This is a genomic window from Thiorhodococcus minor (genome assembly GCF_010820565.1).
Classification (GTDB): domain Bacteria; phylum Pseudomonadota; class Gammaproteobacteria; order Chromatiales; family Chromatiaceae; genus Thiorhodococcus; species Thiorhodococcus minor.
In genome coordinates this window covers 25,549-40,138 of record NZ_JAAIJQ010000031.1, presented here as the reverse complement: position 1 = coordinate 40,138, position 14,590 = coordinate 25,549, and the positions used below count along the sequence as shown (strand labels likewise).

At 66.6% G+C, this 14,590-nt stretch carries 11 protein-coding genes; 7 read left to right on the top strand and 4 right to left on the bottom strand.

The window, feature by feature from the left end; genetic code table 11:
* The 5 genes from G3446_RS12100 (at nucleotide 1) to G3446_RS12080 (ending at nucleotide 6,811) form a co-directional block, all read left to right on the top strand.
* Nucleotides 1-444, top strand: coding sequence for an ATP-binding protein (locus tag G3446_RS12100; protein ID WP_164453092.1), 444 nt, complete (start codon nucleotides 1-3; stop codon nucleotides 442-444).
* Entirely contained in the window at nucleotides 441-2,408 is a 1,968-nt protein-coding gene (locus G3446_RS12095; protein WP_245232467.1) for a SpoIIE family protein phosphatase, read from the top strand. Before G3446_RS12100 ends, G3446_RS12095 begins: the two co-directional genes overlap by 4 nt.
* Before the next feature lie 471 nt (nucleotides 2,409-2,879).
* Nucleotides 2,880-4,268 carry a L,D-transpeptidase gene (locus tag G3446_RS12090; RefSeq protein WP_164453091.1) on the top strand — a complete coding sequence of 463 codons (1,389 nt, stop codon included), beginning with the start codon at nucleotides 2,880-2,882 and terminating at the stop codon, nucleotides 4,266-4,268.
* Nucleotides 4,265-5,389 (top strand): aminotransferase class V-fold PLP-dependent enzyme, encoded by a 1,125-nt coding sequence (locus G3446_RS12085; protein WP_164453090.1) that lies wholly within the window; start codon nucleotides 4,265-4,267, stop codon nucleotides 5,387-5,389. Before G3446_RS12090 ends, G3446_RS12085 begins: the two co-directional genes overlap by 4 nt.
* 120 nt (nucleotides 5,390-5,509) lie before the next feature.
* On the top strand, nucleotides 5,510-6,811 hold the full coding sequence (locus G3446_RS12080; RefSeq protein WP_164453089.1) for a glycerophosphodiester phosphodiesterase family protein: 1,302 nt from the start codon (nucleotides 5,510-5,512) through the stop codon (nucleotides 6,809-6,811).
* Nucleotides 6,812-7,274: 463 nt separating this feature from the next.
* On the opposite strand, the gene G3446_RS12075 is transcribed toward G3446_RS12080, so the two are convergent.
* Complete coding sequence (locus G3446_RS12075; RefSeq protein WP_164453088.1) at nucleotides 7,275-7,715, bottom strand: acyl-CoA thioesterase; 441 nt, start codon at nucleotides 7,713-7,715, stop codon at nucleotides 7,275-7,277.
* A gap of 249 nt (nucleotides 7,716-7,964) precedes the next feature.
* Between G3446_RS12075 and G3446_RS12070 the strand changes: the two genes are divergently transcribed.
* Nucleotides 7,965-11,042 carry a PAS domain S-box protein gene (locus G3446_RS12070; RefSeq protein WP_164453087.1) on the top strand — a complete coding sequence of 1,026 codons (3,078 nt, stop codon included), beginning with the start codon at nucleotides 7,965-7,967 and terminating at the stop codon, nucleotides 11,040-11,042.
* 86 nt (nucleotides 11,043-11,128) lie between these two features.
* Here the strand turns inward: G3446_RS12070 and G3446_RS12065 are convergent, their stop codons facing one another.
* The 3 genes from G3446_RS12065 to G3446_RS12055 all read right to left on the bottom strand — a co-directional run bounded on the left by G3446_RS12065 (nucleotide 11,129) and on the right by G3446_RS12055 (nucleotide 13,266).
* Nucleotides 11,129-11,629, bottom strand: a complete 501-nt coding sequence (locus tag G3446_RS12065; RefSeq protein WP_245232466.1) for a hypothetical protein — start codon at nucleotides 11,627-11,629, stop codon at nucleotides 11,129-11,131.
* 160 nt (nucleotides 11,630-11,789) lie between these two features.
* Nucleotides 11,790-12,650: a pirin family protein gene (locus G3446_RS12060; RefSeq protein ID WP_164453085.1), complete on the bottom strand. Its 861-nt coding sequence runs from the start codon at nucleotides 12,648-12,650 to the stop codon at nucleotides 11,790-11,792.
* A gap of 10 nt (nucleotides 12,651-12,660) precedes the next feature.
* Nucleotides 12,661-13,266 (bottom strand): FMN-dependent NADH-azoreductase, encoded by a 606-nt coding sequence (locus G3446_RS12055; protein ID WP_164453084.1) that lies wholly within the window; start codon nucleotides 13,264-13,266, stop codon nucleotides 12,661-12,663.
* A 109-nt stretch (nucleotides 13,267-13,375) separates the two neighbouring features.
* Between G3446_RS12055 and G3446_RS12050 the strand changes: the two genes are divergently transcribed.
* Nucleotides 13,376-14,281 (top strand): LysR family transcriptional regulator, encoded by a 906-nt coding sequence (locus tag G3446_RS12050; RefSeq protein ID WP_164453083.1) that lies wholly within the window; start codon nucleotides 13,376-13,378, stop codon nucleotides 14,279-14,281.
* Nucleotides 14,282-14,590: the final 309 nt, after the last annotated feature.

Sequence of the window (14,590 nt, the reverse complement as noted above, 5' to 3'; positions counted from 1 at the left end):
GTGCCGAGCCGCCAGCTCAGACGTGATGCGGAGGTCTCCGCGCTGCCGGAGGTCCAAGCCTTCATCGAGCAAGAGAGCGAGCGCGCCGGCCTGGACCCGGCCGCGGCCGGACGGCTAGCGCTTGCCACCGAAGAGATCTTCGTCAACATCTGCAGATACGCCTATCCGGACGCTGGCCCCGGATGGGTCGAGCTCGTCGCCTGGACGGAAGACGGCGACTTTCATCTGGAGATCAGCGACGCCGGCATCCCCTTCGACGGTCCCGCACGCGCCGAGCCGGATCTCTCCGCCCCCTTGGAAGACCGCCAGATCGGCGGGCTCGGCTGGATGCTGGTGCGCAAGATGGTGGATGCGCTGAGCTACCGCCGCGACGCCGGCCGCAATCAGGTGCGGCTGACCATGCATCTCCCCGAAGACCCTGACGCACAGCGAGACAGGGTTTGACCGAGTTGCGCGCAAGCCTGAGCGTCGCCGCCCGGCTCAGCCTGGTCGTCTCGCTATTCACCTCGTCGATCCTGCTGGCAGTGCTGGGACTCGACTACCTCCGCTCGGTCGCGACCCTCGACGCCGAGATCGACCGCAGCGCCCGCAGCATGACGCGGGCCTCGGCGAACTATCTCGAGACCGTGCTCATGACCGTCACCAGATCGGCCGAGGCGCTGGCGATCGCCTTGGAGACCGGGCGCTTCGACGACGCGGAAACGCGCGCGCTGGTGCGTCGCGCCATCGGCAGGAGCCGCAACGTCTTCGGCGGCGGGATCTACTTCCACGCCAAGGCCGACCAGGTCACGAACGGCCCCAGATCCGATCACTATTGCCACTGGAGCGGGAATCGGGTCCAGTGCATGGGCGCCGCGAAGGGCGTCGATCTCTGGTCGCGGGACTGGCTCCGCCTACCCGCGGAGAAAGGCCGCGCGGTCTGGTGCGAGCCCTATTTCGACAGCGACTTCGGCCGCATCCTCATGGTCACGCTTTCCGTGCCCTTTTATCGGCACGAGGGCGAAGCGCGTCGCCTGGAAGGCGTGGTCACGGCGGATCTCGCCCTGGACTGGCTCACCCAGGAGGTCTCTAGCCTGCATATCCTTGAGACCGGCTATGGGATGCTGCTATCCCCCAACGGGACCTTCATCGCGCACCCCAAGGAGGAGCTGCTCTTCCACGAAGACCTGCATTCCATCCCCGAGGCCCTCGGCGTCGACGAGCGCTCGGAGATCGCGGCCGAGCTCATGAGCGGAGCTCCGGGCGTCATCGAGGGCGCCAGCGTCTTCGGCTCCGCCGCGCGTCTCTACCATGCCCAGGTGAAGCCCGCCGGCTGGACCCTGGTGCTGGTCGTGCCCGAGGACGAGATCGACGACCAGGTCAGCAGTCTCACCCTAACCACCGCCAGCGTCGGCATCGCGGGCTTGATCCTGATGCTGTTGGCGATCGTCATGACCGCGCGCGCCATCACGCGGCCGCTGTGCACGCTGGTGGCCGCGACCCGCGAGGTCGCCATTGGCCACTTCGACACCCAGATCCCGGACCAGAGCCGAGGTGACGAGGTCGGCCTCCTGGCATCCGCCTTCGCCACCATGACGCAAGAGCTGCGCGACTACATCGCTCGGCTCACGACCACCACCGCCGCCAAGGAGCGCATCGAAAGCGAGCTTCGCATCGCCCACGACATTCAGATGTCTATCCTGCCGAAGCTCTTTCCGCCCCTGCCCGACCGCCACGAGATCGACCTCTACGCCCTCATCGAGCCCGCCAAGGAGGTCGGCGGCGATTTCTACGACTTCTACGCCATCGACGACGACCATTTCTGCCTGGTCATCGCAGATGTCGCCGGCAAGGGCGTGCCCGCCTCGCTCTTCATGGCCGTCACCAAGACCCTGATCAAGTCGACCGCCAAGCCGGGACGCTCCCCCGGCGAGATCCTCTCGCTGGTGAACGCCGACCTGGCGCGGGACAACGATCAGAGCATGTTCATCACCGTCTTCTGCGCCATCCTCGACCTGAGATCCGGCGAGCTGATCTATGCCAACGCCGGCCACAATCCACCGATTCGCCTCTGTGCCGAGGGCGAGGCCGAGCGCCTGCCAAGCAGCAACCAGCTCGTCCTCGGGCTCATGGAAGACGTCCGTTATCGGGATACGGAATTCCAGCTCCGCCCGGGCGACCGCCTGCTGCTCTACACCGACGGCGTCACGGAGGCCATGAATCTCCGCGACGAGCCCTTCGGCGATCAACGCCTCGAGAGCGAGCTGATCCAGCTCGCCTCCGAAAACGCGCGCCAGATCAGCGAAGGAATCGTGGACTCCGTCAAGGCATTCGCGGGCTCGGCGCCCCAGTCGGACGACATCACCATCATGCTCTTGGAATACCAGGGAGCCGAGGGCCAAGCCGAGCGGGACTCGCCCCCGGCTTGAGAGACCATCGAGTCGTTTCGCCCGGTTTGGCTGAGGTACGGAGCCCAAGCAAGCTGACGAGGCGAGGCACCCAGCCGCGACCGAGACCCACTTCGCCCAGCCTGCTCCGGGCATCGAGAATCCTGCCGCCAGGGACGTGCGACACCTCCCCGCGTACATCGAGCGCCCCCTGCTCTTGCCGGGCGAATGGCGCGAGAAAGCATTGAAATTATAGGTTTAGGGGTGTTCTCTGGAAGCGTGCGCGGTATGCTAGCCAGCCACGGGGCAATTGGCTTCGCGGCAAGACCGGCAATGCCGGCCGGGTGGCAAGACGCCACCATGCGGGATTTGCTCGAGACGCACGCATGATGTCCAGGATGTCCGAATGCGCGATCCAGGCATTCGGAATCCGCGCCGCGGCCCAAGATCATCGACTAAGAGACAAGGCGTAAGAACGCACCAAAGTGCCCGCATCGCTCGGGAATGACATCTATGACGAATACAAATGACGCTCTCTCGCTCCCCATGGGCCCGCTGAAGGTCGCACTCGGCTCCCTCATCGCCATCAGTCTGCTCGGCTGCGACGGCTTGGCGCGCTTCACGGCGAAGCCCGACAAGAAGGCGGAAGAGACCGTCGCAGCCGAGGCTCCCGCCGAGCCGGCCCCCATTCCCGCGTCCAAGGAGAAGAAGCCGGTCGAAAAGCCGAAGAAGACGGCCCTCTATGAATGGAAAGGGGATGGCCGACCGGTTACGCGCATCGTCATCGACACCAACGACCAGAAGGCACGCTTCTACGCGGGCGAGGACGAGGTCGGCTGGACCACCGTGGCGACGGGCGTCTCCAGGCATCCCACGCCGACAGGTCAGTTCGAGGTCATGGAGAAGGTCGCGAACAAGCGCTCCAATCTCTACGGCAAGGCGGTCAAGAACGGCAAGGTCGTCAAGCGCGGCGTCAAGGTCGGTCGTGACAGCATCCCCGCGGGCGCACGCTTCCAAGGGGCCAAGATGCCCTACTTCATGCGTCTCACCTATGACGGTGTCGGGCTCCACGCAGGCCCGATCCCACGCCCAGGCAGTCCGGCGTCACATGGCTGCATCCGCATGCCCAGCAAGTTCGCGCCGCTCGCCTTCAAGCACGTCTCGCATGGAACCCCTGTCGAGATCGTCGGCAAGGGGCCGAGCTATGGGGACTATGTCGCGAAGCAGCGCGCCATCGCGGCACGCCGCGCCGCCGAGCGGAAACGCCTAGCCGCCCGGAAGCCCGCCGAGAAGCCCGCCGCGACCAGTGCCGCGAAGGCCGCTCCCAAGCCTCCGGCTGCGCCCGCCGCGGCGGCGGCAGCGGTGGCCGCGACCGATGCAGTGACAGAAAGGGCCCAGGCGAGGGACAGCTCGGGCGTCACCCAGACGCTAGAGACCTCGCCGCCGCGCGAGACTCACATGCGCGCACCGGCCGAGGAAGGTGTCGAAGCCCCGGCCACCGTCCAAACCAGCGAAGCAAGCGAGCCCGAGGTGTCCTCGGCCTCCAGTCCTGAGCCCTCCAGCGCGACCGCGCAGGCTCCAGCCGAGCAGGCTTCGGCAGCGCCCGAGGGCGCCGCACCCTCGACCGCAGTCGAGACCGATCCTCCGGCGGTCGCCGCCGAGTCCGCCCCCGTGAGCACGACAGAGCCAGTGGCCCCTCAGGTCGTCGCGCCCAAGCCGGCCGAGCCCGTGAGCACGCCGGAGGTCAGCACACCGGCCGCCGCGCCGGCACCAGCGGCTCCCCCCGTCGTCGAGAAGCCCACGGCCGCACCCAGGCCCGAGGCCGCGGCTCCAGCTCCGGCTGCCCCGGCGCCGGCCGCATCCGCTCCCGAGCCGGCAGCCGCCGACAGCAACGCCGGATGACCGAGGAGTTTCCACTCGCCCCGGACCTCTGCCATCTCAACCACGCCGCCGTCGGTCCCTGGCCGCGGCGCACGGCAGAGGCCGTGGCGCGCTTCGCCGAGGAGAATGCCTCTCAGGGCTCCGTCGGCTATCCCCAGTGGCTGGGCGTGGAGCAGCGGCTGCGCGAGCGTCTGGCACGCCTGATCGCAGCGGAGTCAGCCGACGACATCGCCCTCGCCAAGAACACCTCCGAGGCGCTCTCGATCATCGCGCACGGGCTGAGCTGGTCGCCTGGCGACAACATCGTCGGTATCCGCCAGGAGTTCCCCTCCAACCGCATCGTCTGGGAGTCCCTGGCCGATCGCGGCGTGGAATGGCGCGCCTTGGACCTCGCGGCCTCGAGCGATCCGGAACCCGACCTCCTGGCCCTCTGCGACGCGAGCACACGCATGATCGCCGTGAGCTGGGTCCAGTACGCCAGCGGGCTCCGTCTCGATCTGGAAGGGATCGGCGCCTTCTGCCGCGCAAACGACATCCTCTTCTGCGTCGATGCCATCCAGGGTCTCGGCGCCCTGCCCTTCGATCTCGCCAGCACGCGGGCCGATTTCGTCGTCGCCGACGGCCACAAATGGATGCTTGGGCCTGAGGGCGTTGCCCTCCTCTATGTGCGGCCCGAGCTGCGAGACACGCTCAGCCTGCACCAGTTCGGCTGGCACATGGTCGAGCATTGCGGCGATTTCGACCGCACCCATTGGACCCCGGCCGCCAGCGCGCGGCGCTTCGAGTGCGGCAGCCCCAACCTGCTCGGCGTGCACGCCCTGGAGGCCAGCCTCTCCTTGCTCGAAGAGGTCGGCATGAACAAGGTCTGGGAGGGGATTCAAGCGCGGGCCGACCACCTGATCGCCCTGATCGACCGGCGCGGCTTCGATCTGGTCACACCCCGCGAGTCGGAGCGGCGCGCGGGCATCCTGACCTTTCGCGTCCCTGGTGTCGCCTCGGATCACCTCTACCCCGCGCTCATGGGCCGCCGCGTGCTCTGCGCGCACAGGGGCGGCGGCATCCGTTTCTCGCCACACTTCTACACCCCGCTCGAGGTGATCGACCGCGCCATGGAGACCCTGGACCAGATCGTCCGGGGCTGAAGAATCCCGTCATCCCCCCTTCACGGGGCCGTCACGGCAGCTTGCTAGCCTTGCTCATCCGAGAAGATTCGCGCCCGGCGGGACTCGCGTCCTGCTCCCAGCAACCATCCGGAGTGTGCTATGTCAGCCCCCAGACTCGCCTCAATGATCACCGCGCTCTCACTCGCCATCCTGCTCGCGCAGAGTCTGCCAGCGCTCGCGCGCTCGGACGGCGCGAAGCCGGTCCAGTTCCTGGGCGCAGCGGCCCAGCTCGGTCCGCGCCCCTTCTTCCTGGTGAACGACATGGCCGAGGGCGATCTCAAGTCGCAGCTGCAGCGTTGCGCTGCCGACAGGGGCCTCTACGAGCGGACCTCCTTCTCCATCGGCCACCGCGGCGCCTGCATGCAGTTCCCCGAGCATACACGCGAGTCTTACGAAGCCGCCGCTAGACAGGGCGCAGGCATCGTCGAGTGCGACGTGACCTTCACCAAGGATCTTGCGCTGGTCTGCCGCCACTCGCAATGCGACCTCCACACCACGACCAACATCGTGGACACGGAGCTCAACGCCAAGTGCACTCAGCCCTTCACGCCCGCAGAATTCGACGCCGACGGGAATCTGTTGACGGCCGCGTCCGCTACCTGCTGCACCAGCGACGTCACGCTCGCGGAATTCAGGACGCTCAAAGGCAAGATGGACGCCTCCAATCCGGCCGCGACAACCCCGGCCGAGTACCTGACCGGCACTGCCGACTGGCGCACCGACCTCTATTCCGGGCCAACGAGCGGCACCCTGATGACCCACGCCGAAAGCATCGTCCTCTTCAAGGCGCTGCAGGTGCAGATGACGCCCGAGCTCAAGGCGCCCAGTGTCGCGATGCCGTTCGACAGCGACGGGGATGGCGTCGGCGACTACAGCCAGGAGGCCTACGCCCAGCAGATGATCGACGAGTACAAGGCCGCGGGAGTCAGCCCCGTGCACGTCTACCCGCAGTCCTTTCAGATCGAGGACATTCGCTACTGGATCGCCAATGAGCCAGCCTTCGGCTCCCAGGCGGTCTACCTCTACGACGCCGACGCGGTGGCGGAGCTGCCTGGCGCGGCCGAGCTGATGAGCTACAAGGCGGAGGGCATCAACTATGTCGCGCCGCCGCTCTGGGCGCTGGTAAGCGCCAACGGCGAAGAGATCGTCCCTTCCCAATACGCCCTGGACGCCAAGGCGGCCGATTTGGAGATCATCACCTGGACGCTCGAGCGCTCCGGCATCCTGGCCGACGGGGACAACGGCTGGTACTACCAGACCTTCGACGGCGCCATCAGCCGCGAGGGCGATACGCTCAGGCTGCTCGATGTCCTCGCCCGCGACGTCGGGATCAAGGGCATCTTCAGCGACTGGCCGGCGACCGTAACCTTCTACGCCAACTGCATGCGCTCGGCGCGATAGCTGAGAGGCGGATCCGCGCCCGGCATCCCGAATGCCGGGGCAGGGCCGCTCCCAGCGGCAGTCGCAGCGACACAGGTTGGAGCAGTCAGCTACCAGCCGCCAGCCGCCAGCCGCCAGCTTTTTGGGAGCAGTCGGTTGGTCGTCTCCTGGTGCCCGCCCGGGCTCACCCAATGGTTGAAGGCGTCCATAGGCGAGAACCTCGGCCAGCCAACAGTTGGAGGCTGATCGCTGGCGGCTGACTGCTCTTTCCAGGGCTACAGGGCTGAGCGCGGCGCCTCAGGTGATTTCCGGGAAACAGATTCCCAGAGGATGGGCAAAGCGCAGCCTGCCCATCGTCCAGGCGCCTGAGCGATCTGGGTGGGCACGCCCCACAAACCTCTTCCCCATGCGCGCCGGCGTGCCAGGGGCTTTGCCCATCCTACTGGAGGCGCTGTTCTGGGTAGGATCATTTCAGGAACTCGCCTCAAACTTCCACAACCCGCGGCTCGCACGCTAGCGGCGGCACCGGCCGCGGGCGCCCCTCCTCATCCACGGCGACATAGGTGAAGCTGGCTGCGGCGACCTGGTGCCGACTGTGTGGGTCCGGCTCGCGCTGCGCCCAGATCTGGATCTCGATCGTCATCGAGGTATTGCCGGCACGAATCAGACGGGCGAACACCTCGACCAGGTCTCCGACCAGCACGGGCGCGAGAAACTGGAAATCCTTGACCGCGACTGTCGCGACGCGCCCTTGGGCGGCCTGGATGGCGATGGTCCCGCCCGCCAAGTCGGCTTGCGACAGCAGCCAGCCGCCGAAAATGTCTCCGAATGCGTTGGTATCCGCTGGCATGGCGACCACGCGTGCCGCGAGCTGCCAGGTCGTCGGATCGGTCACCGGTGAGGTGGCTGGGTCCATCCTATCCATCTGCTGATCGCTTGCCTCTCTCGGGTGGAATGGCTATGGGCAAATGCCTGAGCAAGTCCCATTCTAAGCGAATTGTCCGCAGGCCCAGGAGATCTGGCCACCAAGCGTCCTCTCGGGAGCCCGCCGCGAGCGGTTGGGCCAGGGCTAAAAGCTGACAGCTGGAAGCTGAGCGCTCGATTCCAGATCAGCCGCTATTGGGGTAAACCTCTATCGTTTCGACCACTTGGGTCGCGGCGAGCGTCCGAGCTTATGGCACCGACCGACAATCAGAAAACACCGCAAGGCTCAGACGCGACCTCTCGCCACAGGGTCGCGTCCGGTCTTCAGCTCAAGCTCTGGCTGGGGGTCGGGCTGGCCGTAAGCACCGCATTCGCCGCCCTACTCGTCTACCAATACCGCTCGGCGCGGGAGAGCGCCCTGCAGCATTTGCTGCAAGAGGTCCGCGTCGTTCAGGAAGTGCTGTCGATCAGCGGGCAGCTCACCCATCAGGTCATGCTCGATGCCGGTCTGCCGGTCACGGACCAGACGCTGGACCTTCTGCCCGTTCACGCCTTCGCGCGCATCGCCAAGGCACTGGATGCACGCCGGCCCGGAGCACTTCGGATCACTCTCGTCCTCACCAAGCATCAAGACCCGAGCGAGCGCCAGGACCCCATGGATGCGGAGGCGATCAACTTCTTCGTCGCCAATCCCGTGGCAAGGGAGCGGATCGCGCAGAGCATCGACGCCGAAGGCCATGGGGTCTTGGCCTATACCCAGCCGGTGTGGACCCAGGGCTATTGTCTCGGCTGTCACGGCGAAGGGGCTCGCCTGCCCAAAACCCTGCGGGAGCGTCGCCCGCCCGCCTTCGGCTATCGCGCCGGCGAGCTATTCGGCATTCTGAGCTTCCGGCTACCGATCGAGCAGCTCAGACAAGAGACCTTGGCGCTCTTCTGGCATTCTCTGGGCGCCCCGCTCTCGGTCTTCGCCACGCTCTTCCTCGTCGGCGGGGCATTGCTGCAGCGGGTCGTGATCGGGCGAATTCGCAATATCCAGGGCGCAACCCAATCGCTCGCCGCCGGCGACTATCAGGCTCGGCTCGAGGTTGGCGGACAGGACGAGCTCTCAGACCTTGCGCAGGCCTTCAATCAGATGGCCGACAAGATCGCCGCGCGCGACCAGCGGCTCTCCGAGAGCGAAGAGCGGCTGAGGCTATTCGTCGATCATGCCCCCGTCGCGCTGGCCATGCTGGATCGCGACATGCGCTATCTCGCCTGCAGCAAGCGCTGGCTCTCCGATTACGGCATCGCCGAGCCAAGCCTAGTCGGGCGCTCGCACGATGAGGTCTTCCCCAAGGTGCCACAGCGTTGGCGGCAGGCCTATCGCCGGGGCTTGGCCGGCGAGGTCGTCAAGTCCATGCAAGATGCGGTCTCTCAGTTGGACGGCAGCCTCCGTTGGGTCCGCTGGGAGGTGCGGCCCTGGCACACCGCGGATTGCGCGGTCGGCGGGATCGTCGTCTTCACAGAAGACATCACCGAGCGGAAGCGCGCCGAGGAGGCCCTCAAACAAGCCAATGGGCACAACCGGGCGCTGTTGGAGGCGAGTCTGGACCCCTTGGTCGTGATCGATGGGGAGGGGCACATAAGCGACGTCAACGGCGCCACCGAGCAGGCCACGGGGATGCCGCGCGAAGATCTGATCGGCGCCGATTTCGCCGACTATTTCTCCGACCCCGAGCAGGCGCGCGCCGGCTGCCGAGCCGCCTTCGAGGAAGGCGAGGTCCGTGACTACGCGCTCGAGCTCAAGCACCGTGACGGCACCACCACCCCGGTGCTCTACAACGCCAGGGTCTATCGCGATCCCGGCGGCGCCGTCGAGCAGGTGTTCGCGGCCGCCCGCGACGTCACCGCGATCAAGCGGCTGACAGGGATGCTCGAGGCCAGACTCCGACTCCTGAACAACGCCGAGCAATGGTCGCTCGAGGAGATCCTGCGCGCCACCCTGGATGAAGCGGCCGAGCTCACCAACAGTGCCATCGGTTTCTACCATTTTCTGGAGCGGGATCAGGAGACCCTCGCGCTGCAGACATGGTCGACCCGCACCTTGACGGAATTTTGCCGGGCCGAGGGCTCCGGGCTGCACTATGCGCTCTCCGAGGCCGGGGTCTGGGCCGATTGCGTGCGCGAGCGCCGGCCCATCGTCCACAACGACTACCCCAGGCTTCCGCACCGGAGCGGCTTGCCGGAGGGTCACGCCGACGTCAAGCGCGAGCTGGTGGTGCCCGTCACGCGCGACGACCGCATCGTCGCCATCCTGGGCGTCGGCAACAAGCCGCGGGACTATGGCGATCGGGACTTGGAGATCGTCGCGACCTTCGCCGATCTCGCCTGGGACATCGTGGAGCGCAAGCGCACGGAATCCGCGCTGCGCGCCAGCGAGGCAAGCTATCGGCGCATCGTCGAGACGGCCACCGAGGGGATCTGGAGCGTCGATGCGGAAAACCGCACCACCTTCGTCAACGCCCGCATGGCCGAGATGCTCGGCCTCAGCGCAGACGCCATGATCGGCCGCCCCCTGGAGGATTTCCTCTTCGAGGAAGACAAGGCCGCGCACCGCGCCCGCAACCAGGCAGCGCAAACCGGCGATGGCCGCCAATACGAAGTGCGGCTGCGCCATCGCGATGGCTCCGAGCTTTGGGTCCTCGTCGCCAGCGCGCGCATCGCCAGCTCGGAGCAGGCTGGCGGTGGCTCGTTCGCGATGCTGACGGACATCAGCCTGCTCAAGGAGCAACAGAAGCGGCTCGAGCGCATGGCCCATTTCGACACCCTCACGGGACTGCCGAATCGCGCCATGCTCGCGGACCGCCTCCATATCGGCATGGCCCAGGCGCGGCGCAATGGCACCTTGCTGGCGGTCTGCTATCTGGACCTCGACGACTTCAAGCCGGTCAATGATACCTATGGCCATGCCGTCGGCGACCGTCTTCTCATCGCCGTCGCCGAGCGGCTGAGCGGCTCGCTGCGCGAGGTCGATACCGCCGCGCGCCTAGGCGGGGACGAGCTGGTGGTGCTGCTGGGGGATATGGCCAGACACGAGCAATGTCTGCAGAGCGTCCAGCGCATGAGCGACACCCTGGCCGCACCTTACGAGATCGCGGAGGCCGGTGCGCTGCAGGTCTCCGTCAGCATCGGCGTCACCCTCTATCCGCTGGACGCGAGCGACGCCGACACCCTGCTCCGCCACGCCGACCGGGCCATGTATCAGGCCAAGCAAGCCGGGCGCAACTGCATGCGGCTGTTCGAAGCCGAGGCGAGGCGCGAGCCGAGCCCGCCCGCCGACTCAGCCTGAGCAGCAGTGGGCTCGGCGGCAGGAGGCTCGATCGCGATCACGCCCCAGGCCTTTCCGTGCAGACGGATGCCTGAATCTCCTCAGCGTCATGACTCGGCGCCGAAATCCCCAAGCTCGAGCGTCGCCCGTTCACCCAGCGTGGCGCGAATCTCAGCCAAGGTGGGTGGGCGCGTCGAGGCGGGCTCGTCGTGACGCCCCAGGCAGGTCAGACGCATCAGGTTCGGGTCTTGGCCGTCGTTCAGCCAGAAATGGTAGCCGAATCGCACCATCTGCCCGCCGCCACTGTCGCCGTAGCTGGCCAGCTGAAAGCCTAAGGTCGCACCTGGTGCTTCCTCCACCCTGGAGACCAACGCCAGATAGTTCTGTATACGGGTGATCCGATAGGTGCCGGCGGCGACTAACTGCACGCCTTCGTGATCGATGCGTCGGACTTCGAGCGCGCAGCTCGTCCCACCGGCCAAGGCCGTTGCGGTCGACACGAAGGCACGCGCCCGACCGGGCGGGATCTCGACGGGCCGATTCAGCCGGATGGCGCTTCCCGGCGGGATCTCCACCCAATCGCCGGGCACGGATTCACGAACTAGCATTTTGCACCCCGACAGGGATGCCCCCAGACAGACCACGCCGAGCACAAGCAGAAATGTCGACCGCATCGTCCCGTACCTCGCTCTTCTTGCCGTTCTTATCGTCCGCACTGCTCACAGCCAACCCTAGCACGGCTGATCCTGAGCAGCGCATCCGCGCGCGTCAGGCCGCAAGCCGGCCCGACTCGTAATCCGCGATCGCCTGGCGAATCTCTTCCCGAGTCGTCATGACGAAGGGGCCATAGTGCGCGATCGGCTCGCCCAGCGGCCGCGCCGCCAGCACCAAGGCTCCGGCCGGCTCGCGCTCCGCTCCCACATCCGTTTCGAGCCGGACGCTATCGCCATCCGTCAAGATCGCCATCTGACGCGCGGCCACCGGCTCCCCAGCGACGGCCAGCTGTCCGTGATGGACATAGACCAAGGTCCGATGCCCAGGCTCGACCTGTACCTCGAGGCTCGCGCCCAAAGGGATTCGCACGTCCAGATAGAGCGGACTCGTGCTGATGCCCTGGGCCGCGCCCTGGAGCCGGCGCTGGCCATCCGAGAAGCTGCCCGCGACCACCTTCACGGACACGCCGTTTGGCAGCGTCGCGACAGGGATCTCCTCGGCCGGCAGATGCCGGTAGGCCGGGTCCTTCATCTTCTCGGCGGCCGGCAGATTGACCCAGAGCTGCATGCCGCGCATCCGACCCGCCTCTTGCTGCGGCATCTCGGAATGGATGACGCCGCGGCCCGCGGTCATCCACTGCACGCCGCCGGATTCGAGCAGGCCGCGATGGCCTAGGTGATCCTCATGCAGCATCCGGCCCTCCAGCATGTAGGTCACCGTCTCGAAGCCGCGATGCGGATGCGGCGGGAAGCCGGCGATGTAGTCGTCGGCCTGATCCGAGCCGAAATCATCGAGCATGAGGAAGGGATCCAGCCCGCGCATGCCGTCCGGCGCCACGATGCGGTAGAGCTTGACACCGCCCCCGTCGGAGGCGGGCGCCGCGGTCAGAATGCGCTCGATCGTGCGTGCTTTCATCTCATCCCCCCTAGGCGGCCGCCAGCCGCTGCAATGCTTCGGTCGCCTTGCGGATACTGGCCGCGCGCTGCTCCTCGCCGAGATTCAGGCCCTCCGCGTAGATGACCTCGATCTCCGTCAGGCCCAAGAGCCCGAGCGTCGTCCTGATGTGGTCGATCTGCGTATCCGTCTCCTGTCCGCGATGGAAGCCGCCGCGACTGGTGACGATGACCACCCGCTTACCCTCCAAGAGACCGACCGGGCCATCGGCCGTATAGCGGAAGGTCACACCGGCGCGGGCCACGTGATCGATCCAGGCCTTGAGCTGGCTGGGCACCGCGAAGTTGTACATGGGCACTCCCAAGACGAGCAGATCCGCCTCCTGCAGCTCCGCGATGAGCTGGTCGGCCTCCGCCGCGATCGCCCGCTGCTCCGGCGTGCGCTCCGCCTCCGGCGTGCCGATGGCCTGCAGCCGCTTGAGATCCAGATGAGGAATCGGATCGGCCGCGAGATCGCGATGCAGGACCTCGATCGTCGGATCCTGCTCGCGCAGCCGCGCGACGTAACGACCCGCCAGGAGCGAGGACACGCCCTCGCCCGAGAACAGGCTGCTATCGATGTGTAAGACCTTGGTCATGACTGGGCTCCTATTCGACTGAATGTCAGGTACAGCTCGAGAATAGGCCCGCTAGAGCGATCTTTTTAACCTAGTATTCGCTCTTACCCATCGATTATCTTGATGAATCATGAGTGAGCAACCACCCCGCACGACCCTCGAGCAATGGGCCACGCTCGCCGCAGTGCTGGATGAAGGCGGCTTCGAGCCAGCCGCGGACCGCCTCAAGCGCAGCCAATCCTCCGTCAGCTACAGCCTCAAGCGTTTGCAGGAGCAGCTGCCCCTGCCGATCACCACCGCCCAAGGCAGGCGCACGGTTCTCACGCCCCAAGGCGAGCTCATCCTGCAGCGCGCGCGCTCCATCCTGCAGGAAGCGGCCAGACTCGAGCGCTTCGCCGAGACCCTGGCGCAAGGCTGGGAGCCCGAAGTCCGGCTCGCCGTCGAGATCATCCTGCCCCCGGAGCTGCTGCTCGGGGTCCTCGCCAGCTTCGCCGAGCAGGCACCCCAAATCCGTGTCCAGCTCATCGAATCCGTCCTCTCCGGCACCAGCGAGGCCCTGGTCCAACGCCAGGCGGATCTCGCGGTCACCGGGATGGTGCCGCCCGGCTTCCTCGGCGACCCGCTCATTCAGGTCGAGTTCGTCGCCGTCGCCCACCGCGACCATCCCCTGCTCGCGCTCAATCGCAGCCTCACCCAAGAAGACCTGCGTCACCACCGCCAAGTCGTCATCCGCGACACCGGCCGCTATCGCCAGATCGACAGCGGCTGGCTCGGCGCCGACGAGCGCTGGACCGTCTCGCACCTGACCACCGCCATCGCCATCATCCGCCGCGGACTCGCCTTCGCCTGGGTGCCGCGCCACTTCATCGCGCAAGACCTCGCCGCCGGCGCGCTCAGCACCCTCCCCCTCGCCCAAGGCGGGGCTCGCACGGAAACCCTCTATCTCGTGTATGCAGACCCTGCTAACGCCGGACAGGCGACGCGGCAGCTTGGGGAGATGCTGATGATGGAGGCTTCTGTCATCGGGCAGCGATAGAAACGCAATGATGAGCGCCTCCGAAAAGCCGTGTCTCCGCAAGACTTCCGGACCGCGAGCCAGAGCATTGGGACGAGATGCTCGCCGCGCATGCAAGGGCAGTCTTACACGAAAGGGATGCAGACAGCGGCCAGGCTGAGGTGCTTGTGGCAAAGAAGGCCGCACTTGCAGCGGTTGAGTTGGGCTTGAGGGGCTTCGGCCCCCGCTCAGGTTTCAGCTTTTTCTTATGGGCGTGTTAGACGAGCTGAAAGGTGGCCAGGTCACAGCAATCGAGCAGACAGCCGACACCCGCCCGAGTCACCTATACTA

What these genes read in the sequence shown, in the direction of transcription:
- G3446_RS12070 (WP_164453087.1), top strand. Translation starts at nt 7,965, where the DNA reads ATGGCACCGACCGACAATCAGAAAACACCGCAAGGCTCAGACGCGACC.
- G3446_RS12055 (WP_164453084.1), bottom strand. Translation starts at nt 13,266, where the DNA reads ATGACCAAGGTCTTACACATCGATAGCAGCCTGTTCTCGGGCGAGGGC.
- G3446_RS12065 (WP_245232466.1), bottom strand. Translation starts at nt 11,629, where the DNA reads ATGCTAGTTCGTGAATCCGTGCCCGGCGATTGGGTGGAGATCCCGCCG.
- G3446_RS12060 (WP_164453085.1), bottom strand. Translation starts at nt 12,650, where the DNA reads ATGAAAGCACGCACGATCGAGCGCATTCTGACCGCGGCGCCCGCCTCC.
- G3446_RS12085 (WP_164453090.1), top strand. Translation starts at nt 4,265, where the DNA reads ATGACCGAGGAGTTTCCACTCGCCCCGGACCTCTGCCATCTCAACCAC.
- G3446_RS12080 (WP_164453089.1), top strand. Translation starts at nt 5,510, where the DNA reads ATGTCAGCCCCCAGACTCGCCTCAATGATCACCGCGCTCTCACTCGCC.
- G3446_RS12075 (WP_164453088.1), bottom strand. Translation starts at nt 7,715, where the DNA reads ATGGATAGGATGGACCCAGCCACCTCACCGGTGACCGATCCGACGACC.
- G3446_RS12090 (WP_164453091.1), top strand. Translation starts at nt 2,880, where the DNA reads ATGACGAATACAAATGACGCTCTCTCGCTCCCCATGGGCCCGCTGAAG.
- G3446_RS12050 (WP_164453083.1), top strand. Translation starts at nt 13,376, where the DNA reads ATGAGTGAGCAACCACCCCGCACGACCCTCGAGCAATGGGCCACGCTC.